The following is a 22885-nucleotide window of genomic DNA, read 5'->3' as shown; positions in this document are numbered from 1 at the left end:
GCCTAAGCAGAGATGCAAGCGAAAGGGCGAGAACAGGGAAGCTTTTGTGATACCGATTACCTGCTGGTTTAAGACAGCGACCAGGAGTTTTGCCCGGTTTTATCCAGGCGAATCACCCTAATCGGCACCACAGAACGCCATCAATGCCATCAGGTGCGGTCGGATGAGAACGATCCCGCAGTGGGTGTCAATAGTGCGACAAAGCAGACAAATCGCATTCGTTCGCCTGACCCGATTGTTAGGAAGGGACCCTTCCTATGCACCAGGCGTTAAGAAGGGGCCCTTCCTTGCGTCAGATCAGGGCGTCGAGCGCGGCGGCGGCGAAGACGATGGTCAGGTACGTGGTGGACCAGTGGAACAGCCGCATCGGCTTGACCGGCTCGCCCCGGCTGGCCCGGCCGGCCAGCTTGTGCGCCTCGACCAGGAAGATCGCGCCCACCACCAGCGTGGGCACGCCGTAGATCGGGCTCAGCCCCAGCGCCCAGACGGCCAGCGAGGTGAGCACCGTGAGCCAGGCGAACAGGATGATCTCGGTGTTGACCCGCCGCACCGACGCCACCACCGGCAGCATCGGGATGCCCGCCCGGGCGTAGTCGTCCTTGTACTTCATGGCCAGCGGGTAGAAGTGCGGCATCTGCCAGAAGAAGACCACCGCGAACAGCGCCCAGGCGATCGGCGACAGCGTCCCGGTCACCGCCGCCCAACCGATCAGCACCGGAGCCGCCCCGCACGCGCCGCCCCAGAAGGTGTTCGCCGCCGTGGTCCGCTTCAGCCAGAGCGTGTAGATCACGTCGTAGTAGACGATGGCGGCCAGCGTCAGCCCGGCGGCGAGCAGGTTGGTGAACGCCGCCATCAGCGCGACCGAGACCACCGCCAGCACCAGACCGAAGACCAGTGCGTTACGCGGCGTCACCGTGTGTGCCGGCAGCGGCCGACGCTTGGTGCGCCGCATCACCTGGTCGATGTCCCGGTCGATGTAGCAGTTCAGGACGCTGGCCGCACCGGCGGCGAGCGACCCGCCGACCAGCACCACCGCGACCAGCCACAGCGACGGCATCCCGCCGTGCGCGAGCATCATCGCCGGCACCGTGGTGACCAGCAGCAGCTCCACGATCCGCGGCTTGGTCAGCGTCACGTACGCCGCCACCACCGCCCGCAGGTCACGCGAGCGGACCGGCACCTCCTCCGTCGCGCGCACCGGCGTCTGCCCGGCAGGGTTGCTGACGGGGCGCTCGGTGATCATGCTCACGGATTGCCACCTTCCGGCTTCGGCAGGGGAGGTCACGGCGGCGGGGACCCGTCTCGGGTCCGCACACCGCCCCACACACTACGCGTTGTCGTTTTGGCTGCCCGGGCGACCCGGTAACGGTGCGGGCCGTCACACCCGCGACTGAACCGCCGGGCGGAACGGAAACGTACAGACCAGCATGCTGAGATCCTCGGGCGCACGTTTAGCCGCGCTCGATAGGGTCACCTGTGAGGGTTCCGCCCATCTCGCCGAGGAGCACAAAACCACCGTGGCTGCCAACCGACCTGCGCACCCCGCACTTGACTGGTCCGACCTCGACCGCCGTGCCGTGGACACCGTCCGCGTCCTGGCCATGGATGCCGTGGAGAAATCCGGCAATGGCCACCCGGGCACCGCGATGAGCCTCGCCCCCGCGGCGTACCTGCTGTTCAACCGGGTGATGCGACACAACCCCGCCGACCCGAACTGGCCCGGCCGGGACCGCTTCGTACTCTCCGCGGGCCACTCCAGCCTGACGCTCTACATCCAGCTCTTCCTCGCCGGCTACCCGCTGAGCCTGGAGGACCTCAAGTCGCTGCGGCAGTGGGGCTCGCTCACTCCGGGTCACCCCGAGCACGGGCACACCCCGGGCGTCGAGACCACCACCGGCCCGCTCGGGCAGGGCCTGGGCAACGCCGTCGGCATGGCGATGGCGGCGCGTCGGGAGCGTGGCCTGTTCGACCCGGAGGCCGAGGCGGGCGAGTCCGTCTTCGACCACCACATCTGGTGCATCGCCTCGGACGGTGACATCGAGGAGGGCATCACCCACGAGGCCAGCGCCCTGGCCGGGCACCAGCAGCTCGGCAACCTCTGCGTGATCTACGACGACAACGAGATCTCGATCGAGGACGACACCCGGATCGCGTTGAGCGAGGACGTCGCGGCCCGCTACGAGGCGTACGGCTGGCACGTGCAGACGGTCGACTGGCGGACCGGCGGCGCCGAGCAGGGCGACTACCACGAGAACGTCGAGGAGCTGTACCAGGCGCTGCTGGCCGCCAAGGCCGAGACCGGCCGACCGTCGTTCATCGCGCTGCGCACCATCATCGGCTGGCCCGCGCCGAACAAGCAGAACACCGGCAAGATCCACGGCTCGGCGCTGGGCGCCGACGAGGTGGCCGCCACCAAGGACATCCTCGGCTTCGACCCGACCGCGTCGTTCGAGGTCACCGAGGAGGTGCTCGCCCACACCCGCCAGACGCTCGGCCGCGGCGACGCCGCCGAGCAGGAGTGGAACACCGCCTTCGGCACCTGGTCCGAGGCCAACCCGGAGCGCCGCGCGCTGTACGACCGGGTGGCCGGGCGGATCCTGCCCGACGGCTGGACCGAGGCGCTGCCGGAGTTCCCCGCCGACGCCAAGGGCGTCGCCACCCGCGCCGCCTCCGGCAAGGTGCTGGCCGCGCTCGCGCCGGTGCTGCCCGAGCTCTGGGGCGGCTCCGCCGACCTGGCGGAGAGCAACAACACCACGATGACGGGTGAGCCCTCCTTCGTGCCCAGCCAGTACGCGACCAAGGCGTTCCCCGGGCACGAGTACGGCCGGACGCTGCACTTCGGCATCCGCGAGCACGCCATGGGCGCCATCCTCAACGGCATCGCCCTGCACGGCGGCACCCGCCCGTACGGCGGCACGTTCCTGGTGTTCAGCGACTACATGCGCCCCGCCGTCCGGCTGGCCGCGCTGATGAAGCTGCCGGTGGTCTACGTTTGGACGCACGACTCGATCGGTCTCGGCGAGGACGGTCCGACCCACCAGCCGGTGGAGCACCTGACCGCGCTGCGGGCCATCCCCGGCCTGGACGTGGTCCGGCCGGCCGACGCCAACGAGACGGCGTGGGCGTGGCGGCAGGCGCTGGAGCACACCGACCGGCCGACCGCGCTGGCGCTGAGCCGGCAGGCGTTGCCCACGCTGGACCGTACGCAGCTCGGCGGGGCCGAGGGGGTCGCCAAGGGCGGTTACGTGCTGGCCGAGGCGTCCAACGGCAAGCCGCAGGTGATCATCGTCGGCACCGGTTCCGAGGTGCAGCTCTGCCTGACCGCGCGGGAGCGGCTGGAGGCCGACGGCACCCCCACCCGGGTCGTCTCGATGCCCTGCCAGGAGTGGTTCTACGCGCAGGACGAGGCGTACCGCGAGTCGGTGCTGCCGCGCGGGGTAAAGGCCCGGGTGAGCGTGGAGGCGGGCATCGGGATGTCCTGGCGCGCCATCGTCGGCGACTGCGGCGAGAGCGTCAGCCTGGAGCACTACGGCGCGAGCGCCCCGCACTCCGTGCTCTTCGAACAGTTCGGCTTCACCCCCGACCGGATCGTCGCCGCCGCGCACGCGGCGCTGACCCGGGTCGGTGACATCACCGGTTTCACGACCGGCAACTGAGGGGAGCGCGTACATGACGACCGACAGGCTGGGTGAGCTCTCCGCCGCGCAGGTGGCGGTGTGGCTCGACGACCTTTCCCGGGTACGACTGAGCTCCGGCGGGCTCGACCAGCTCCGCCGGGAGAAGCACGTGGTCGGGGTGACCACCAACCCGACGATCTTCGCGAAGGCGTTGAGCGACGCCGACGAGTACGACTGGCAGCTTCGTGACCTGGCCACCCGGGGCGTCGAGGTGGAAGAGGCCGTCCGCATGCTCACCACGTACGACGTGCGCTGGGCCTGCGACGTGATGCGCCCGTCGTACGACGCCAGCGGTGGCGTCGACGGCCGGGTCTCCATCGAGGTGGACCCGCGTCTGGCCCACGAGAGCGCGAAGACGGTCGCCGAGGCCAAGGCGCTGTGGTGGCTGGTCGACCGGCCCAACCTGTTCATCAAGATCCCGGCGACCGAGGCCGGCCTGCCGGCGATCACCGCCGCGCTCGCCGAGGGGATCAGCGTCAACGTGACGCTGATCTTCGGGCTGGACCGCTACTCGCAGGTGATGGAGGCGTTCCTCGCCGGCCTGGAGCAGGCCAAGGCGAACGGGCACGACCTGTCCACGATCACGTCGGTGGCCTCGTTCTTCGTCTCCCGGGTCGACAGCGAGGTCGACAAGCGCCTGGACCGGCTCGCCGGCGAGGCCGCCGACGGCTCGGGCAAGGAGCGCGCGCTGGGCCTGCGGGGACGCGCGGCCGTGGCCAACGCCCGGCTGGCCTACGAGCGGTACGCCGAGGTCTTCTCCAGTGACCGGTGGCAGGCGCTGGCCGCCGCCGGGGCGCACCCGCAGCGCCCGCTGTGGGCCTCCACCTCGACGAAGAACCCGGACTACCGGGACGTCATCTACGTCGAGGAGCTGATCGCACCGGGCACGGTCAACACCATGCCCGAGTCGGTCATCCACGCGTACGCCGAGCACGGGGAGACCCGGCCGGACACCGTCACCGGCGCGTACGACGACGCCCGGCAGGTCTTCGCCGACCTCCTTGCGGTCGGGGTGGACCTGGCCGACGTGATCGACACGCTGGAGCGCGAGGGCGTCGAGAAGTTCGAGGCGAGCTGGGGCGAACTGCTCGACGGCGTCCGCAAGTCGCTCGCCGCCGCCGGACAGGGCAGCGGCCACCCGAGCGACGCCGCCCGCGACAACGCCGACGCCGCGGCGCGCGCCGGAGGCAATGCGTGACCCTGCGACCAGGTGTCTCCCACGCCGCCGCCCCATCCGGGTGGCGGCGTGGGTGACCTGTTGGCCGCACCCGCCGAGTCGGCGGGAGGTCTCACCGTGCACGGCGCACGGGCCGTGGACAGCAGCACGCCGACCTCCACCCGGCAGGCCCTGGTCGACGCCGACGTGCCGGCCCGGCTGGCCGCCCAGGACCCACCCCTGTGGGACCTCCCGGCGGCGGCCGACCGGCCCGGCGGCGGGGCCGACCTGCTCCCCCGCCTCGCCGAACTGGCGGCGGAGTTGGCCGACCTCGACCACGTGGTGCTGCTCGGCGCGGGCGGCACCCCGCTCGCGGCACAGGCCGTCGCCCGCACCACCGGTCATCCGCTGACCGTGCTCGACACCACCGACCCCGGCCGGGTCCGGGCCACCCTGGACGACCGGCTGGCACGCACCGTCGTGGTCCTGACCGGCGCCATCGAGGCCACGCCAGAGGTGGACGATCAGCGACGCGCCTACCGGCAGGCGTTCCTCGACGCGGGGCTGAGCGAGGCCGAAGCGGGTCGGCACTTCGTGGTGGTCACCGAGCCGGGTTCGCCGCTGGCCACCGCCGCCGCCGAGTGGGAGGCGATCACCGTGCCGGCCGACCCGCCGGTGACCGGACGCTCCTCGGCGCTGAGCGCGTACGGGCTGGTGCCCTGTGCGCTGGCCGGCGTCCCGGTGGCCGACCTGCTCGACCAGGCCGACGCGTTCGCGGCCTCGCTGCCACGCCCGCAGGACAATCCCGCCCTGGCGCTCGGCGCCGCGCTGGCCGCCGCCGCGACGACGGGGCGGGACACGGTCGCGCTGGTCGGCGACGGCACCGGCGTCGAGGGACTGGGCGACTGGGTGGAGCACATGCTCGCCGCCGCCACCGGCAAGGAGGGTCAGGGCATCCTGCCGGTGGTGCTCGGGTCACCGGACGATCCCGGCCTGACCGGGCCGGACGTCCTCACCGTCAGCTACGGCGGCGCGCTCGCCGCTCCGGCGGTGCCCGCCGGTGGCGCCACGCCCGACGTGGCGGTCAATGGCCCGCTCGGCGCCCACTTCCTGGCCTGGGAGTACGCCGCTGCCGTCGCCGCCACCGTGCTCGGCGTCGACCCGTTCGACCGGCCCGACGCCGCCGAGTCCGCCCGGCACACCGAGGCGATCCTGGCCGACCCGCCACCGGTGCCGACACCGTCGTCCACCACCGGCGCGATCGAGGTGTACGCCCCGCCCGGCACCCCGGACGACCTGCCCGACGCCCTGCGCCACCTGCTGGCCGGCCTCGACGATGACGGCTACCTGGCGGTCGTCGCCTATCTCGACCCGCACGCCGAGGCCGCCGCCGCACGGCTACGCCCGCTGCTGGCCGCGCTGACCCGACGACCGGTCACCTTCGGTTGGGGACCCCGCTACCTGCACTCCACCGGTCAGTACCACAAGGGCGGTCCGCAGGCGGGTAGCTTTCTTCAGATAACCGGTACGGTCAAAGTTGATCTGCCGGTGCCCGGCAAGCCGTACACCTTCGGGGAACGACAGGCGGCGCAAGCCGCCGGCGACCGGCGCGCCCTGGCCGGTCGTGGACGCCCGCTGCTGCACCTGCACCTGACCGAGCGGTCGGCGGGCCTGACCCGGTTGATCGACGCGGTCGGGTCGCTGCGGGCATGACGATGGACGACGTGGACGAGCGGAGCGAGGAGGCGGCGTGAACCCGCTGCGCGACCCGCAGGACCGGCGGCTGCCGCGGATCCCGGAGCCCTGCGCTCTGGTGATCTTCGGAGTCACCGGTGACCTGGCCCAGAAGAAGCTGCTGCCCGCGGTCTACGACCTCGCCAACCGGGGGTTGCTGCCGCCCGGTTTCGTGGTCGTCGGCTTCGCCCGGCGGGATTGGCGCGACGGCGACTTCGCGTCGTTGGCCCGCGAGGCGGCCAAGACACACGCCCGCACCCCGTGGCGGGAGGAGGTCTGGTCGCGGCTGGAGCACAACATCAAGTTCGTCGGCGGCTCGTTCGACGACGACACCGCGTTCGACAACCTCGCCTCCTGCCTGGAGGGGCTGCGCGACAGCCACGGCATCCACGGCAACGCGGCGTTCTACTTCTCCATCCCCCCGGCGGCCTTCCCGGTGGTGCTCAAGCAACTCGCCCGCACCGGCATGGCCGACAACGAGAAGTGCGGCGGTTGGCGGCGGGTCGTGGTGGAGAAGCCGTTCGGGCACGACCTGCCCTCGGCCAAGGCCCTCAACGACCTGGTCGACGACGTGTTCACCCGGCAGGATGTCTTCCGCATCGACCACTACCTGGGCAAGGAGACGGTCCAGAACATCCTCGCCCTGCGGTTCGCGAACAGCCTCTTCGAGCCACTGTGGAACTCGCAGTACGTCGACTCGGTGCAGATCACGATGGCCGAGGACGTCGGCATCGGCTCGCGGGCCGGCTTCTACGACTCCGTCGGCACCGCCCGGGACGTGCTCCAGAACCACCTGCTGCAACTGCTCGCGCTGGTCGCGATGGAGGAGCCGACCAGCTTCGACGCCGACGAGATCCGGGCCGAGAAGCTGAAGGTGCTCAAGGCGATCACCCTGCCGCACGACGTCGCCGACGGCACCGTACGCGGGCAGTACCTGCCCGGCTGGGTCGGCGGCCAGCGGGCCAAGGGATACCTGGAGGAGGACGGCGTTCCGCAGACCTCGACCACCGAGACGTACGTCGCGGTGCGGCTGGGCATCCAGAACCGCCGCTGGGCCGAGGTGCCGTTCTACATCCGGGCCGGCAAGCGGCTGCCCCGACGGGTCACCGAGGTCGCGGTGATGTTCAAGCGGGCCCCGCACCTGCCGTTCAACCCGGCCGACATGGAGATGCTCGGCAACAACCAGCTCGTCATCCGGGTCCAGCCGGACGAGGGCGTGGTGCTCAAGTTCGGTTCCAAGGTGCCGGGGACCACGATGGAGGTCCGCGACATCGCGATGGACTTCCAGTACGGCGAGGCGTTCACCGAGTCCAGCCCCGAGGCGTACGAGCGCCTGGTCCTGGACGTGCTGATCGGCGACCGCACGCTGTTCCCCGACGCCGCCGAGGTGGAACAGAGCTGGGCGGTGGTGGACCCACTGGTCGAGGCATGGGAGGGCAGCAAGCCCGAGCCCTACCGGTCCGGTGAGTGGGGTCCCCGGGCCGCCGACGAGATGCTGGCCCGCGAAGGCCGCGCCTGGCGGCGGGCGTGACCGGGCACCGCGAGCGAACCAGGAGGCTCCGTTGATCGGATTGTGGGACACCACCGGGAACGAGGTGGTGAAGGCGCTCGCCGCCGAACGACGTAGTGCCGGTGGTGTGGCCAGCGGCATGGCCCTGACCCTGATCGTGGTGGTGGACGAGAAGCGGGTCCGCGACGCGGAGGCGGCGGCCACCATCGCCGCCGCCGCGCACCCGTGCCGGCTGCTGGTGGTGGTCCGCTCCGACGTCGACCGCGACCGCAACCGCCTCGACGCCGAGATCGTCGTCGGTGGTCGGCTGGGCCCGTGCGAGGCCGTGGTGATGCGGATGTACGGCCGGCTGGCGCTGCACGCCGAGTCGGTCGTGATGCCGCTGCTGGTGCCGGACGTACCGGTGGTCACCTGGTGGCACGGGGAGCCGCCGGACGAGATCGCCACCGACTTCCTCGGTGTGGTCGCCGACCGGCGGATCACCGACTCCGCCCAGGCCGCCGACCCGATCGAGGCGCTGCGGCTGCGTGCCCGCGACTACGCCCCCGGCGACACCGACCTCGCCTGGACCCGGATCACCCCGTGGCGCACCCTGGTCGCGGGGGCGTTCGACACCACCGAGGCGCAGCTCACCGAGGCCGCGGTGGTCGCACCGCCGACCGACCCGACGGCCGCGCTGATGCGTGGCTGGCTACGCAGTCGGCTGGGCATCAAGCCGCGCTGGGAGCGGACCAAGGAGTTCCCCCGGATGCGCGAGGTGCAACTGCGCTGCGCCAACGGCGACGAGTTGACGCTGACCCGGGACGACAGCATGGCCGTCTTCCGGCGGACCGGCCAGGAGGACCGGGTGCTGCCGCTGGTGCGTCGGCCGCTCGGCGACGAGTTGGCCGAGGAGTTGCGCCGGCTCGGCTCCGACCAGGTGTACGCCGAGGCGCTCGGCGCCTTCGCCGGGCTGACCAACCTGGACCGGCGCTCCGGCCAGCGGGTGCACGTCTGGAAGGACCCGAGCACCGCGCAGCGCGCCGAGGCGGGCGTCACCGCGCACAGCTCCACCAGCACCGGTTCCTGACCGTCCGGCCCGGGAACCCCACGACACCGACCGCCGCGCGGTCGCGGAAGGACAGCATGACTGAGGCGAGTGTCGCCGTACACGCCGACGCGGATCTGCTGGCGCAGGCGGTCGCGGCGCGGTTGGTGGTGAAGCTGCTCGACGCCCAGGCCGAACGGGGCCAGGCGGCGGTGGTGCTCACCGGCGGGCGGATCGCGGCGGCGGTCTACCGGGCGGTCGGTGCCCTGCCGGCCAAGGACGCGGTGGACTGGTCACGGGTGGACTTCTGGTGGGGCGACGAACGGTTCCTGCCGGCCGGCGACCCGGACCGCAACGAGACGCAGGCCCGCGCCGCGCTGCTCGACGCGCTGCCGGTCGACCCGGACCGGATCCACCCGATGCCGCCGTCGGACGCGGGCGCCGACCCGGAGGAGGCCGCTGCCCTCTACGCGGCCGAGCTGGCCCGGGCCGCCCGGCCCGGCACCGCCGTTCTGCCCCACTTCGACGTGCTGATGCTCGGTGTGGGCGAGGACGGGCACGTCGCCTCGGTCTTCCCCGAGCACCCGGTGCACTACGAGAGCCGTCCGGTCAGCGCGGTGCGGGGCAGCCCCAAGCCGCCGCCGGTGCGGATCACCCTGACCCTGCCGACCATCAACACCGCCGAAGAGGTGTGGTTGGTGGCCGGTGGCTCCGACAAGGCCCAGGCGGTCGGCATGGCGTTGGCCGGTGCCGGGCCGGTGCAGGTGCCGGCGGCCGGTGTCCAGGGCACCAGCCGCACTCTCTGGCTGCTGGACCGCGCCGCTGCCGCCGACCTCCCCGCCCGCTTCCGCAGCCTGCGCTGACCCGATGTAAGGAAGGGTTTCCTGCTAACGCCTCGTGTATAGCAGGGGACCCTTCCTAACATCCGACGGCGTGCTCGGCCGGGCCGGGATTCAGCGGGCGCCGCGTCGGCGACGCAGCGCCGCGAGGGCCTCGGCGAGGATCGCCTCCCCCTCCGCCTCGGTACGCCGCTCCTTCACGTACGCCAGGTGGCTCTTGTAGGGCTCGGCCCGCACCCGGCCGGGCGGGTCGTGGGCGTCCGGACCGGCCGGCAGACCGCAACGCGGGCAGTCCCAGGTGGGCGGGGCCTGCACCTCGGCCGCCAGCCGGATGTCGGTACGGTGCCCGTTACGGCACCAGTAGCTCACCGACCGGCACGGGACCGGCTGATGGCGTTCGGGGTGGCGTGGGGGCGCGGACCCGACCCGGGCGCCCCGGATGAATTGGCCGTTCGACACGGCGCTCGCTCCTGTCGTCGGAGGGGACCGCCGTCGAGGGGTGGACGGCGGGCGACGCGGTGCAGCGGGTGAAACGGACTGCGCGCGGCCCGTCGAGTGACGGACCGCGCGCAGATTGTACGACTGGAGAGGGCGCTCAGACTCCCGTGCCGACTTCGAGCCGGAGCCAGAGCCCGAGCCCGACGATGCAGGCGAACCATACGATGCCCACCAGGACGGTGTAGCGGTCGAGGTTCTTCTCGGCGACCGACGACCCGGCCAGGCTGGAACTGACCCCACCGCCGAACATGCTGGACATCCCACCGCCCTTGCCCCGGTGCAGCAGAATCAGCAGGACGAGCAGAACGCTCGTGATGACCAGCAACACGATCAACGTGTAGGCGAACCAGATCGGCATGGCGGGGGTCAGTCCTCTCGTTACGATCCTCGCCCGGACAGGTCGGGCACGGCGGCACCGACCGGCGGACGGGCGGAGTCAAGGATAGCGAGCGATCAGCCGGTGATGTGCTCCGGGAACCGGCAGATCTTCGCGAACTCCTCGGCGTCCAGGCTGGCGCCGCCCACCAGGGCACCGTCCACGTCCGGCTGCGCCATGATCGCGGCCACGTTCGACGACTTCACCGAACCGCCGTAGAGCACCCTGACCTGGTCCGCGGTGGCCTGGTCGAAGGTCTTGGCGAGCCGGGACCGCACCGCGCCGCACACCTCCTGGGCATCGTCCGGGGTCGCCGTCTTGCCGGTGCCGATCGCCCAGACCGGCTCGTACGCGACCACGACCTTGGTGACCTGCTCGGCGGTGAGCCCCTTGAGGGCCGCGTCGAGCTGGTCGGCGCAGTGCGCCACGTGCCCGCCCTGCTCGCGGACGTCCAGCCCCTCCCCCACGCAGAGGATCGGGGTGAGCCCGTTGGCCAGCGCGGCCTGCACCTTGGCGTTGACCAACGCGTCGTCCTCGTCGTGGTAGGCACGCCGCTCGGAGTGCCCGATCACCACGTAGGTGCAGCCCAGCTTCGCCAGCATCGACCCGGCGATCTCACCGGTGTACGCGCCGGAGGCGTGCGCCGAGAGGTCCTGACCGCCGTAGCCGATGAGCAGCTTGTCGCCCTCCACCACGGTCTGCACCGTGCGCAGGTCGGTGAAGGGCGGCAGGACCACCGTCTCCACGTCGGTCAGCTGCTTCTCGGTGAGGCTGGCCGCCAGCTTCTGCACCAGCAGGTTCGCCTCGAGGTGGTTGAGGTTCATCTTCCAGTTGCCGGCCATCAGCGGCCGGCGGGGAGCACTTGCCATCAGTCAGTTCTCCAGGGCCGCGATGCCGGGGAGGGTCTTGCCCTCCAGGTACTCCAGGGAGGCGCCGCCGCCGGTGGAGATGTGGCCGAAGGACTTCTCGTCCAGGCCGAGCGACCGCACCGCCGCCGCCGAGTCACCGCCACCGACCACGCTGAACGCCTCGGACTCGGCGATCGCCTCGGCCACCCCCCGGGTGCCGCCCGCGAACGCGGCCATCTCGAACACGCCCATCGGGCCGTTCCAGAAGATCGTCCGGGCACCGGTACGCAGCGCCGCGGCGAAGCCGGCCACGGTCTCCGGACCGATGTCGAGCCCGACCCGGTGGCTGGGGATGCCGTCGGCCGGCACCACGTCGTGCGCGGCGTCCGGGGCGAAGGCGTCCGCGGCCACCACGTCGACCGGGAGCATGATCTTGCCCGCGCCGCGCTCCAGCAGGTTGCGGCAGGTCTCGACCATGTCCTTCTCGAGCAGCGAGGTACCCACCTCGTGGCCCTGCGCCTTGAGGAACGTGAAGCACATGCCGCCACCGATGAGCAGCCGGTCCACGGTCGGCAGCAGCGCCTCGATCACGGCGAGCTTGTCGGAGACCTTGGAACCGCCCAGCACCACCACGTACGGCCGCTCCGGCGACCCGGTGAGCGTGGAGAGCACCTCCACCTCGCGCAGCACCAGGCGACCCGCGACGTGCGGCAGCCGCGCCGGTACGTCGTACACGCTGGCGTGCTTGCGGTGCACCGCACCGAACGCGTCGTCGACGTACGCGTCGCCCAGCGCGGCGAGCTGGTCGGCGAAGGCACCGCGCTCGGCGTCGTCCTTGCTGGTCTCGCCCTTGTTGAAGCGCAGGTTCTCCAGCAGCGCGACCTCGCCGTCGGCGAGCGCCGCCACGGTGGCCTGGGCCGACTCGCCGACCGTGTCGGTGGCGAAGTGCACCGGCGCGCCGAGCAGCTCACCGAGCCGGCCGGCGACCGGGGTGAGGCTGAACTGCGGGTCCGGCGCGCCCTTCGGGCGACCGAGGTGGGAGCAGACGACCACCTTCGCGCCGGCCGAGACCAGCGCGCCCAGCGTCGGCAGCACCGCGCGGATGCGACCGTCGTCCGTGATCGCCCCGGTCTGCTTGTCGAGCGGGACGTTCAGGTCGGCGCGCACCAGCACGCGCCGACCCGACACCCCCTCGGCGAGCAGGTCGTCGAGGTTGCGGATGGTCACAGAGCTACCCCTCCGTTCGTGACTGCGGGCTCGCAAGCTCACTCCTCGCACTCACAGGGACTTACCCACCAGCTTGACCAGGTCGACCAGACGGTTCGAGTAGCCCCACTCGTTGTCGTACCAGCCGACGACCTTGACCTGGTTGCCGATCACCTTGGTCAGCGGCGCGTCGAAGATGCAGGACGCCGGGTCGGTGACGATGTCGGCCGACACGATCGGGTCCTCGTTGTAGACCAGGATGCCCTTGAGCGGACCGTCGGCGGCAGCCTTCAGCGCGGCGTTGACCTCGTCCACCGTGGTCTCCCGACCGACGGTCACGGTGAGGTCGGTGGCCGAGCCGGTGGGGATCGGCACCCGCAGCGCGTACCCGTCCAGCTTGCCCTTGAGCTCCGGCAGCACCAGGCCGATCGCCTTCGCGGCACCGGTCGAGGTCGGCACGATGTTCAGCGCGGCGGCCCGGGCCCGACGCAGGTCCGAGTGCGGCGCGTCCTGCAGGTTCTGGTCCTGCGTGTACGCGTGGATCGTGGTCATCAGACCCTGCTCGATGCCGAACGTGTCGTGCAGCACCTTCGCCATCGGCGCGAGGCAGTTGGTGGTGCAGGAGGCGTTCGAGATGATGGTGTGCTTGGCCGGGTCGTACTGGTCCTGGTTGACACCCATCACCACGGTGACGTCTTCGTTCTTGGCCGGCGCCGAGATGATGACCTTCTTGGCCCCGCCGTCGACGTGCGCCTTGGCCTTGGTGGCGTCGGTGAAGAACCCGGTGGACTCGATGACGACGTCGACGTTCAGGTCACCCCACGGCAGGGCGGCCGGGTCACGCTCGGCGTACGCCTTGATGGTCTTGCCACCGACGGTGATCTCGTCGGCGGTGGCCTTGACCTCGTGCGGGAGGCGACCCAGAATGCTGTCGTACTTGAGCAGGTGAGCGAGCGTCGCGTTGTCGGTCAGGTCGTTGACGGCCACGACCTCGACGTCAGCGCCGGACGCCAGCACTGCCCGGAAGAAGTTACGGCCGATCCGGCCGAAGCCGTTGATGCCAACCCGGATGGTCACAGGTCCCATCTCCTCGCGTTCTGGTTCGCCGGCGTGGAGACCCTCGGCCGGCGAAGTGATGTGCGCCGACCGTTGGAGCCGGCCGTTGACGGTTCATCTCGGCCACCCCGCCGCGGTCCGAGGGACCTGACCGCCCCGAGGCGGTGGATTCGGCGGGGAGCGCCGGTGCCGGCCCCCTTGCCGTACGCAGCGACCATATCCGAGCGCGGCGAGCCGTGCCGCGCCGGGTGGTTGCCCTCACCCGCGCCGCCGGACGCCGCACCGCCTCGACGACGCGCGGCGACGAGGGCACGCCTCGCCGGCCCGCCCGCGCCGGGACGACCCACCGTCCTATCAGACCACGAGCATGTCGGGCGTGACGGCCGCTTCGGTATCCGGGATGCCCAGGTCGCGGGCCCGCTTGTCGGCCAACGCCAGCAGCCGGCGGATCCGCCCGGCGATGGCGTCCTTGGTCAACGGCGGGTCGGCCAGCGCGCCCAGCTCCTCCAGCGACGCCTGCCGGTGCTCCAGCCGCAGCCGGCCGGCCGAGGTCAGGTGCTCGGGCGCGTCGTCGGCGAGGATCTCCAGGGCCCGGGTCACCCGCGCGGCGGCGGCCACCGCCGCCCGCGCCGAACGCCGCAGGTTGGCGTCGTCGAAGTTGGCCAGCCGGTTCGCCGTGGCCCGCACCTCCCGGCGGACTCGCCGCTCCTCCCAGGCCAGCACGCTGGAATGGGCACCGACCCGGGTCAACAGCGCGGCGATCGCGTCACCGTCCTTGACCACCACCCGGTCGACACCGCGCACCTCCCGCTGCTTGGCGGTGATGCCGATCCGGCGGGCGGCACCGACCAGCGCCAGCGCCGACTCCGGGCCCGGGCAGGTGATCTCCAACGCACTGGAACGGCCCGGCTCGGTCAGCGAGCCGTGCGCCATGAACGCCCCCCGCCACGCGGACACCGCGCAGCAGACGTTGGCGGCCACCACGTGCGGCGGCAGCCCCCGCACCGGCCGACCCCGCACGTCCAGCAGGCCGGTCTGTCGGGCCAGGGCCTCGCCGTCCTTGACCACCCGGACGATGAAGTGGCTGCCCTTGCGCAGCCCGCCGGAGGCCAGTACGTGGATCTCGCTCGAGTAGCCGTAGACCTCGGCGATCTCCCGCCGCAACCGACGGGCCACCGCGCCGGTGTCGAGTTCGGCCTCCACCACCACCCGCCCGGAGACGATGTGCAGCCCACCGGCGAACCGCAGCAGCGCGGCCATCTCCGCCCGCCGGCAGCAGGGCTTGGGCACGTCGACCCGACTCAGCTCGTCCTTGACCGCAGCCGTCATCGCCATTGTGCGTCCCCTCACGGACCCGTTCCGGCGTGTCGCCGGAGATTACGTACGTGTCTAACGATCGGCGCCCAGTACGGGCACCAGGGCGGCGCCCAGGGCGGCCGGATCATGCCGGGGAGTGCCGTCATCGACCGCGACGGGAGCGAGGACCAGTCGGGCTCCCAGGGATTCTGCCGCACGGTCGACCGGTTCGGGGGCACCGACCGCCTTGGCGTCGGCGAGCACCACGTCGACCGTCAACTCCGGCAGATACCAGCGCAGCGCCGCCAGGTGATCGGCGACGGAGAGGCCGAGGGTCTCCTTCTCGGCGGCCAGGTTGAGGGTGACCAGGCGGCGGGCCGGGCTGGCCAGGATCGCCGCGGCCAACTGCGGCACCAGCAGGTGCGGCAGGACACTCGTGTACCAGCTTCCCGGACCGAAGATCAGCCAGTCGGCGGCACCGATCGCGGCGACCGCCTGCGGGCACGCCGCCGGCGCCTGCGGGGTCAGTCGCACCGACTCGACCCGGCCGGTGGTGACCGCCACCTGGTGCTGGCCGCGTACCGTGCACACCTGGTCCGGACGGCCGGGGTCCGCGGCGCGGACCCGGGCCTCGATGTCGACCGGCTCGCAGGACATCGGCAGCACCCGCCCGACCGTGCCGAGCATCGCCCCGGCGTGCTCCAGGGCCGCCACCGGGTCGCCGAGCTGCTCCATCAACCCGGCGATCACCAGGTTGCCCACCGCGTGCCCACCCAGCCCGTCGCCTTTACCGGGCAGGCCGCGCGTCGCCGGGCCGAACCGGTGCTGGAACAGCCCGGCGCTGCGCCGCGTCGCCGGATGGTCGCCGGCCAGCGCGACCAGCGCCTGCCGAAGATCACCGGGGGGCAGCCCGCCCCGCTCGGCGCGCAGCCGCCCACTGGAGCCGCCGTCGTCGCCGACGGTCACCACCGCCGTGATGTCGAGATCGAGTCCGGGGGCGCAGCGACGTAACGCCCGTAACGACACGGACAGGCCGTGCCCGCCCCCGAAGGCCACCACCCGGACCGTCATTCCCGCCCCAGATCCCGGTGCTGTGCGTTGGCTGCCAGCCCGGCACGACGCAGCCGGGCCGCCAGTTCCTCGGCGATCGCCACACTGCGGTGCTTGCCGCCGGTGCAGCCGACGGCCACGGTCAGGTACCGCTTGCCCTCCCGCTCGAACCCCGAGGTGGTGGCGCCGACCAGGTCCGCGTACCCGTCGACGAACGCGTCGGCGCCGGCCTGGCTCAGCACGTACGCGCTGACCGCTTCCTCCCGACCGGTGTGCTCACGCAGTTCCGGCACCCAGTACGGGTTGGGCAGGAACCGGGCGTCCATCACGAAGTCGGCGTCCGGCGGCAGGCCGTACTTGAAGCCGAACGAGATCACGGTCAGTCGCAGCCGCCGCGCGTCCTCCGCGCCGAACAACTCCTCGACGCGACGGCGGAGCTGGTTGACGTTGAGGTGGCTGGTGTCGATGATCACGTCAGCCTGGTCGCGGGCCTCCTCCAGCAGTCCCCGCTCGACGGCGATGCCGTCGGCGAGCCGCCCGTCGCCCTGCAACGGATGCGAGCGCCGCACGCTCTCGAAGCGCCGGATCAGCACCTCGTCGTCGGCGTCGACGAAGACCACCCGGGGGGCGTAGCCACGCTCCTTCAACTCCCGGATCGCCTCGGCCAGGTCGGTGGAGAAGGCACGCGAGCGCACGTCCAGCACCATGGCGGTACGCCGGGCCGCCCCACCGGCCTTCACCGCCAGCTCGGCCATGTCCAGCAACAGCGCCTGCGGCAGGTTGTCCACCACGTAGAAGCCGACGTTCTCCAGGGCCCGGGCCACGGTGCTGCGCCCGCCACCGGAGAGGCCGGTGACCACGACCAGGGTGGTGTCCGTCTCGCCGGCCACCATCCCGGACTCACCGGGTACGCCGCCGTGGTGACCGGTCGTGTGCGCCTCGCCCACCCATCAACCCCCAAGCCGTGGCGCCGCGGTCGGAGCCGACCGGGCATGGTCAAGCGCCGACTCTAGCTCGCCGCTCCCGGCCCGACGGAGCGCACCGCCGCACCCACACTCTCGCTGGGCTGCGGGTGTAAGGAGGGGACCCCTGCTATGCACCAGGCGTTAGAAAGGGCCCCTTCCTAACACGGCTCGTGTCGGCTGACTGACGGCACGTGACGCCCGAGGCCGTTATCCTCCGGAAATGGGGAGGCACGGGGCGCGGCTGCGCTGGGTGGTGGCCCTTGTCTCGGTCACGATCGCGGTGCTGGCCACGGTGGATCGACTCGTCGAACGCGAACGTGAGTGGGCACACGGCGGCGACCAGGTCGCGGTGACCGTCGAGGCCCGTCTGCCGGAGCCGGACCGGGTGGGGCGCACCGCCGCCGCGCTCGGCTGGCCGCACGCGACCGACCGGATACACGGCGATCCCGACCGGCAGTCGGTGGTGCTGCGACTGCGCTGGTCCGGCCCACCGCGCAAGGGCCACTACCAGGTCATGCTGCTGGACGACCGGAACTCACCGCCCCGGGTGCTGCGCCCCGAGGGCGGCTCCGACGCCGCCGGCGACGCCGGATTCAACTGGTCCGACGCGTACGAGGTGCTGGCCGCCCGCTACGACTGGCTGGCCGACACCGCCGCCCGCGAGGAGCCGGACGGTACGCAGAACAGCCCACCGCACGTCGGCGCCATCGGCACCCGTTCCATCGGCGACGGCAGCCTGATCGGGCTGTTCCGCCTCGATCCCGATGCCCTGCCCCTGGAGGACCCGACCCGCCTGGTGGTGGCCTTCTGCTACGTCGACGCCGACGGCGAGGTGCGCTGGGCCAAGCGCATCCCGGTCCCACCGACCTACTGAACCCCCGCCCAACCCCGCCCCGCCTCGCCCCGCCCCGCCTCGCCCCGCCCAGCCCCGTCATGCCGTGGCCGGACCAGCGACCGAGCCTTTAACGTGGCACCGCAGCTAGCCGACACGCCGGGGCGAGACCAGCTGCACTGCCACGATCCGAGTGCCGCCCGATCAGTCGCGCAGCGTGGTCACTAACGCCGATCGCCTAGCCGGTCGTCTGACGCCCTCAACTGGCAGGACGAAACCTGCGCGCAGTGTTGGTCTCGGTCGGGAACGGCGGGCCGTACCGCCGGTGGTGTGGCTCGTAGAATCCTCGGATGGTCTCTCCCGCCGACGTGAGCGTCACCGACCTGGCCACCTCCGACGCGCCTGTCGCCGAGAAGGTGACAGCGGCGCTCGACGTGCTGCGGCGGGTCTTCGGGTACGACGCGTTCCGTGGCTTTCAGCAGGAGGTCATCGAGCACGTGGCGGCCGGTGGTGACGCGCTGGTGCTGATGCCGACCGGTGGCGGCAAGTCGCTGTGCTACCAGATCCCGGCGCTGGTCCGTGACGGTGTCGCGGTGGTGATCTCGCCGTTGATCGCGTTGATGCAGGACCAGGTCGACGCCTTGACCGCCGTCGGGGTGCGCGCCGGTTTCCTGAACTCCACGCTGGATCTGGACACCCGTCGGCTGGTCGAGGCGGAGTTCGTCGCCGGGGAGATCGACCTGCTCTATCTCGCCCCGGAGGCGCTGGCCAGTCGTGCCACGCTGAGCCTGCTGGACCGGGGGCGGATCAGCCTGTTCGCCATCGACGAGGCGCACTGCGTGTCGCAGTGGGGCCACGACTTCCGGCCGGACTACCTCAACCTGTCGATGCTGCACGAGCGGTGGCCGGGCGTACCCCGGATCGCGCTGACCGCCACCGCGACCAGCGCCACCCGTACGGAGATCGCCACCCGACTCAACCTGACCGAGGCGCGGCACTTCGTGGCCAGCTTCGACCGGCCCAACATCCAGTACCGGATCGTGCCGAAGCGGGAGGCGCGCAAGCAACTGCTCGCCCTGCTGCGCGACGAGCACCCGGGCGAGGCCGGCATCGTCTACTGCCTGTCGCGCGCCTCGGTGGAGAAGACCGCCGAGTTCCTGGTGGCCAACGGCATCGACGCGCTGCCGTACCACGCCGGTCTGGACGCGGCCACCCGCGCCGCGAACCAGCAGCGGTTCCTGCGCGCCGACGGTGTGGTGATGGTGGCGACGATCGCCTTCGGCATGGGCATCGACAAGCCGGACGTCCGCTTCGTCGCCCACCTCGACCTGCCCAAGTCGGTCGAGGGTTACTACCAGGAGACCGGTCGCGCCGGCCGGGACGGGCTACCGTCGACCGCCTGGTTGGCGTACGGGCTCCAGGACGTCGTCCAGCAACGCAAGATGATCGACACCTCCGAGGGCGACCTGGCCCACCGACGCAACCTCGCCGCGCACCTCGACGCGATGCTGGCGCTCTGCGAGACGGTCCGCTGCCGACGGGTGCAGTTGCTCGACTACTTCGGGCAGCGCCTGGACGGCACCTGCGGCAACTGCGACACCTGCCTGGCCCCGCCGGAGTCCTGGGACGGCACGGTCGCCGCGCAGAAGCTGCTCTCCACGGTGTTCCGGCTGGACCGGGAACGCAACCAGCGGTTCGGCGCCGGGCACTGCGTCGACATCCTGCTGGGTAAGAGCACCGACAAGATCGTCCAGCACCGGCACGACTCGCTCACCGTCTTCGGCATCGGCGACGACCTGAGCGAGGCGGAGTGGCGGGGCGTGGTGCGCCAGTTGCTCGCCGAGGGCCTGCTCGCCGTGGAGGGCGACTACGGCACCCTGGCGCTCACCGACGCCAGCGCCGAGGTGCTCGGCCGGCGGCGCACCGTGATGATGCGCCGGGAGCCGGCCCGCCCGGCGAAGGTGGCCAAGCCCCGGGGCGCGGCCACCGTGGTCGCGGAGCTGCCGGCCGAGGCAGCCGGTACGTTCGAGCGCCTGCGCGCCTGGCGCGCGGCCTCCGCCAAGGAGCAGGGCGTACCCGCCTACGTCATCTTCCACGACGCCACGCTGCGGCAGATCGCCGCCGATGCTCCGTCCTCGCTGGCCGAGTTGTCGCGGATCAGCGGTGTTGGCGAGAACAAGCTGGCCAAGTACGGCGAGCAGATCCTCGGGGTGCTCGCCGACCCGGCCTGACCCGACGCTCCCCCGCCCGCTGGTCGGCCGGGCGCTGGTCGGCCGGGCGCTGGTCGGCCGGGCGCTGGTCGGCCGGGCGCTGGTCGGCCGGGCGCTGCTCACCGCTTGCTGCTCGGCGGCTGTGCCACTCGGCGCTCGGCCGGAGCGGCGATGTCGGCGTGTCCGGCGGGCGATGCCCCTCCCCCAACCAGGTCAACGCCTTTCGAGCTGAACCGTCCGTGCTCTCGGAAGGGTTGTCAGTCGATGCAGTCACCTTCCAGGTCAGCGCCTTTCGCGCTGAACCGTCCGTGCTCTCGGGAGAGGCGATCCGTCGGTGCAGTCAGCTCGACAGTCGCGTCACCTGACCTGGCAGGCCCCTGGGCGACGCGCATCGACATCGACACCGCCGACTAGGTCACGCTCACGCCGACAAGCCTGGTGCTCGACCAGGTCGGGCTGAACCTGACCACGACCGAGACCGCACGGAAGCCGACGAGGCGGCGTCGAAGCCCATGGAGGCTGCCGCGCGGGTCGATGAGGCGGTCGAGTCGGAGCCGACCGTGCGGATCACTCGGCGGCGGCCGGACTGTCGGCGGCGGCCTGATTGTCGCCGCTGGCCTGATTGTCGGGGGCCAGGTGATCGGCGGCGGCCTGGTTGTCGGGGGCGCCGAGTGCGGTGAGGATCGCCTCGGCGGTGCGGCGGCCGACGCCGGGGACCTCGGTGATCTCGTCCACGGTGGCGGCCGAGAGGCGCTTGAGGGAGCCGAAGTGGCGCAGCAGCGCCGTGCGGCGTACCTCGCCGAGGCCGGGGACGCTGTCCAGCGCGGAGGTGGTCATCCGCTTCGAGCGGCGCTGCCGGTGGAAGGTGATGGCGAAGCGGTGGGCCTCGTCGCGTACCCGTTGGAGCAGGTAGAGCCCCTCCGAGGTGCGCGGCAGGATGACCGGGAAGTCGTCGTCGGGCAGCCAGACCTCCTCCAGTCGCTTGGCCAGACCGCACAGCGCCACGTCGTCGATGCCCAGCTCGGCCAGCGTCTGGGCGGCGGCGGCCACCTGCGGTGCGCCGCCGTCGACCACGACCAACTGCGGCGGGTACGCGAACTTGCGCGGCCGTCCGGTGGTCGGGTCGACCAGCACACCCACCTCCGGCTCGTCACCGGCGGACTCCACGCCCGCCTCGCCGGTCTCGGCGCGGGCGTCGAGGTAGCGGGCGAAGCGGCGGCGCAGCACCTCGGACATCGCGGAGAGGTCGTCGGTGGCGCCCCGGATGATGAACCGGCGGTACTCGCTCTTGCGGGGCAGGCCGTCCTCGAAGACGACCATGCTGGCCACCACGTCGGTGCCCTGGATCTGCGAGATGTCGAAGCACTCGATGCGCAACGGCGCGGTACGCATGTCGAGCGCGTCGCTGATCTCGTCGAGCGCCTTGCCGCGCGTGGTGAGGTCGCCGGCCCGCTTGAGCTTGTGTCGGGCCAGCGCGTCCTTCGCGTTGCGCTCGACCGTCTCCATCAGGGTGCGCTTGTCGCCGCGCTGCGGCACCCGCAGCGTCACCCGGCTGCCCCGGTGCTGGGAGAGCCAGTCGGCGAGGGCGTCGGCGTCGGCGGGCAGCTCCGGCACCAGCAGCTCGCGCGGGACGTCGGTCTCGCCCTGCTCGCCGCCGTAGACCTGGGTGCAGAAGTGGTGCACCAGGTCGCCGGTGCTGAGGTCCTCGGTCTTCTCCACCACCCAGCCGCGCTGGCCGCGTACCCGGCCGCCGCGTACGTGGAAGACCTGCACCGCGGCTTCCAGCGGGTCGTCGGCGAACGCGACCACGTCGGCGTCGGTGCCGTCGCCGAGCACCACTGTCTGCTTCTCCATCGCCCGGCGCAACGCGGCGACGTCGTCGCGCAGCCGGGCCGCCCGCTCGAACTCCAGCGCCTCGCTGGCCTCGGCCATCTCGCGTTCCAGCTTGCGCACCATGGAGTCGGTGCGTCCGGCCATGAAGTCGCAGAAGTCGTCGACGATCTCGCGGTGCCGTTCGGCGGTGACGGTGCCGACGCAGGGCGCCGAGCACTTGCCGATGTAGCCGAGCAGGCACGGACGGCCCACCTGCCCGGCCCGTTTGAACACCCCGGCGGAGCAGGTCCGCGCCGGGAAGACCCGCAGCAGCAGGTCGAGCGTCTCGCGGATCGCCCAGGCGTGCGAGTACGGCCCGAAGTAGCGCACGCCCTTACGCTTGGTGCCCCGCATCACCTGCAACCGTGGGTACTCCTCGTCGAGGGTGACCGCCAGGTACGGGTACGACTTGTCGTCGCGGTAACGGACGTTGAACCTCGGGTCGTACTGCTTGATCCAGAGGTATTCGAGCTGGAGCGCCTCGACCTCGGTGCCGACGGTGACCCAGTCGACCGACTCGGCGGTGGTGACCATCTGCTGGGTGCGCTGGTGCAGGCCCCACAGGTCGCCGAAGTACGAGTTGAGCCGGCTGCGCAGGTTCCGCGCCTTGCCGACGTAGATCACCCGGCCGGTGCCGTCGTAGAAGCGGTAGACCCCCGGCGCCTCGGGGATGGTGCCCGGCGCGGGACGGTAGGTCGACGGATCAGCCACACTCCGAGACTAGTCGCCACCC

General features: G+C 71.8%; 18 protein-coding genes. 8 read left to right on the top strand and 10 right to left on the bottom strand.

Annotation, left to right across the window (positions count from 1 at the left end; translation table 11 throughout):
• Positions 1-292: 292 nt before the first annotated feature.
• Positions 293-1249: a heme o synthase gene (locus ABT008_RS14320; protein ID WP_350696549.1), complete on the bottom strand. Its 957-nt coding sequence runs from the start codon at positions 1247-1249 to the stop codon at positions 293-295.
• A 268-nt stretch (positions 1250-1517) separates the two neighbouring features.
• On the opposite strand from ABT008_RS14320, the gene tkt reads away from it, so the two are divergent.
• Genes tkt through pgl form a run of 6 tightly spaced genes read left to right on the top strand, consistent with a single transcriptional unit; the run spans position 1518 to position 9967 of the window.
• Positions 1518-3656 carry a transketolase gene (gene tkt / locus ABT008_RS14315; RefSeq protein ID WP_350696547.1) on the top strand — a complete coding sequence of 713 codons (2139 nt, stop codon included), beginning with the start codon at positions 1518-1520 and terminating at the stop codon, positions 3654-3656.
• A gap of 13 nt (positions 3657-3669) precedes the next feature.
• A complete protein-coding gene (gene tal / locus ABT008_RS14310) occupies positions 3670-4875 on the top strand; it encodes a transaldolase (protein WP_350696545.1) in 1206 nt (401 codons plus the stop codon).
• A 48-nt stretch (positions 4876-4923) separates the two neighbouring features.
• Entirely contained in the window at positions 4924-6546 is a 1623-nt protein-coding gene (locus ABT008_RS14305) for a glucose-6-phosphate isomerase (protein ID WP_350696544.1), read from the top strand.
• Positions 6547-6583: 37 nt separating this feature from the next.
• Positions 6584-8098: a glucose-6-phosphate dehydrogenase gene (zwf, locus tag ABT008_RS14300; RefSeq protein ID WP_350696542.1), complete on the top strand. Its 1515-nt coding sequence runs from the start codon at positions 6584-6586 to the stop codon at positions 8096-8098.
• A gap of 31 nt (positions 8099-8129) precedes the next feature.
• Positions 8130-9146, top strand: a complete 1017-nt coding sequence (locus ABT008_RS14295; protein WP_350696540.1) for a glucose-6-phosphate dehydrogenase assembly protein OpcA — start codon at positions 8130-8132, stop codon at positions 9144-9146.
• Between the two features lie 56 nt (positions 9147-9202).
• The gene (pgl, locus tag ABT008_RS14290) at positions 9203-9967 is read left to right on the top strand and encodes a 6-phosphogluconolactonase (RefSeq protein ID WP_350696538.1); all 765 of its coding nucleotides are present in this window, start codon (positions 9203-9205) and stop codon (positions 9965-9967) included.
• Positions 9968-10057: 90 nt separating this feature from the next.
• Here pgl and ABT008_RS14285 read toward each other — a convergent pair whose 3' ends face one another.
• The 8 genes from ABT008_RS14285 to rapZ form a co-directional block, all read right to left on the bottom strand.
• The gene (locus tag ABT008_RS14285) at positions 10058-10402 is read right to left on the bottom strand and encodes an RNA polymerase-binding protein RbpA (RefSeq protein WP_350696536.1); all 345 of its coding nucleotides are present in this window, start codon (positions 10400-10402) and stop codon (positions 10058-10060) included.
• A gap of 136 nt (positions 10403-10538) precedes the next feature.
• The gene (secG, locus tag ABT008_RS14280) at positions 10539-10799 is read right to left on the bottom strand and encodes a preprotein translocase subunit SecG (RefSeq protein ID WP_131052175.1); all 261 of its coding nucleotides are present in this window, start codon (positions 10797-10799) and stop codon (positions 10539-10541) included.
• 95 nt (positions 10800-10894) lie between these two features.
• On the bottom strand, positions 10895-11686 hold the full coding sequence (gene tpiA, locus ABT008_RS14275; protein WP_350696535.1) for a triose-phosphate isomerase: 792 nt from the start codon (positions 11684-11686) through the stop codon (positions 10895-10897).
• A gap of 3 nt (positions 11687-11689) precedes the next feature.
• Positions 11690-12892 carry a phosphoglycerate kinase gene (locus tag ABT008_RS14270; protein WP_350696534.1) on the bottom strand — a complete coding sequence of 401 codons (1203 nt, stop codon included), beginning with the start codon at positions 12890-12892 and terminating at the stop codon, positions 11690-11692.
• A gap of 51 nt (positions 12893-12943) precedes the next feature.
• A complete protein-coding gene (gene gap / locus ABT008_RS14265; protein WP_350696533.1) occupies positions 12944-13948 on the bottom strand; it encodes a type I glyceraldehyde-3-phosphate dehydrogenase in 1005 nt (334 codons plus the stop codon).
• 333 nt (positions 13949-14281) lie between these two features.
• A complete protein-coding gene (whiA, locus tag ABT008_RS14260) occupies positions 14282-15262 on the bottom strand; it encodes a DNA-binding protein WhiA (protein ID WP_350696532.1) in 981 nt (326 codons plus the stop codon).
• A gap of 54 nt (positions 15263-15316) precedes the next feature.
• Positions 15317-16294, bottom strand: a complete 978-nt coding sequence (locus tag ABT008_RS14255) for a gluconeogenesis factor YvcK family protein (protein ID WP_350696531.1) — start codon at positions 16292-16294, stop codon at positions 15317-15319.
• A complete protein-coding gene (gene rapZ / locus ABT008_RS14250) occupies positions 16291-17166 on the bottom strand; it encodes an RNase adapter RapZ (RefSeq protein ID WP_350696795.1) in 876 nt (291 codons plus the stop codon). Before rapZ ends, ABT008_RS14255 begins: the two co-directional genes overlap by 4 nt.
• 292 nt (positions 17167-17458) lie before the next feature.
• On the opposite strand from rapZ, the gene ABT008_RS14245 reads away from it, so the two are divergent.
• Together ABT008_RS14245 and recQ are read left to right on the top strand one after the other, a co-directional pair.
• A complete protein-coding gene (locus ABT008_RS14245) occupies positions 17459-18112 on the top strand; it encodes a hypothetical protein (protein WP_350696530.1) in 654 nt (217 codons plus the stop codon).
• A gap of 308 nt (positions 18113-18420) precedes the next feature.
• The gene (recQ, locus tag ABT008_RS14240; protein ID WP_350696528.1) at positions 18421-20301 is read left to right on the top strand and encodes a DNA helicase RecQ; all 1881 of its coding nucleotides are present in this window, start codon (positions 18421-18423) and stop codon (positions 20299-20301) included.
• A gap of 546 nt (positions 20302-20847) precedes the next feature.
• Here the strand turns inward: recQ and uvrC are convergent.
• Entirely contained in the window at positions 20848-22863 is a 2016-nt protein-coding gene (uvrC, locus tag ABT008_RS14235; protein WP_350696527.1) for an excinuclease ABC subunit UvrC, read from the bottom strand.
• Positions 22864-22885: the final 22 nt, after the last annotated feature.

The sequence above is a fragment of the Micromonospora sp. NPDC002389 genome, from assembly GCF_040296095.1.
GTDB lineage: Bacteria > Actinomycetota > Actinomycetes > Mycobacteriales > Micromonosporaceae > Micromonospora.
Note: the sequence above shows the minus strand (reverse complement) of the source record. Positions and strands in the feature narration are given on the sequence as shown.

Excerpts from the sequence above, each read along its gene's own strand:
- tal (WP_350696545.1), top strand. The coding sequence starts at position 3,670 with ATGACGACCGACAGGCTGGGTGAGCTCTCCGCCGCGCAGGTGGCGGTG.
- pgl (WP_350696538.1), top strand. The coding sequence starts at position 9,203 with ATGACTGAGGCGAGTGTCGCCGTACACGCCGACGCGGATCTGCTGGCG.
- secG (WP_131052175.1), bottom strand. The coding sequence starts at position 10,799 with ATGCCGATCTGGTTCGCCTACACGTTGATCGTGTTGCTGGTCATCACG.
- tpiA (WP_350696535.1), bottom strand. The coding sequence starts at position 11,686 with ATGGCAAGTGCTCCCCGCCGGCCGCTGATGGCCGGCAACTGGAAGATG.
- whiA (WP_350696532.1), bottom strand. The coding sequence starts at position 15,262 with ATGGCGATGACGGCTGCGGTCAAGGACGAGCTGAGTCGGGTCGACGTG.
- ABT008_RS14255 (WP_350696531.1), bottom strand. The coding sequence starts at position 16,294 with ATGACGGTCCGGGTGGTGGCCTTCGGGGGCGGGCACGGCCTGTCCGTG.
- rapZ (WP_350696795.1), bottom strand. The coding sequence starts at position 17,166 with ATGGTGGCCGGCGAGACGGACACCACCCTGGTCGTGGTCACCGGCCTC.
- ABT008_RS14245 (WP_350696530.1), top strand. The coding sequence starts at position 17,459 with ATGGGGAGGCACGGGGCGCGGCTGCGCTGGGTGGTGGCCCTTGTCTCG.
- recQ (WP_350696528.1), top strand. The coding sequence starts at position 18,421 with ATGGTCTCTCCCGCCGACGTGAGCGTCACCGACCTGGCCACCTCCGAC.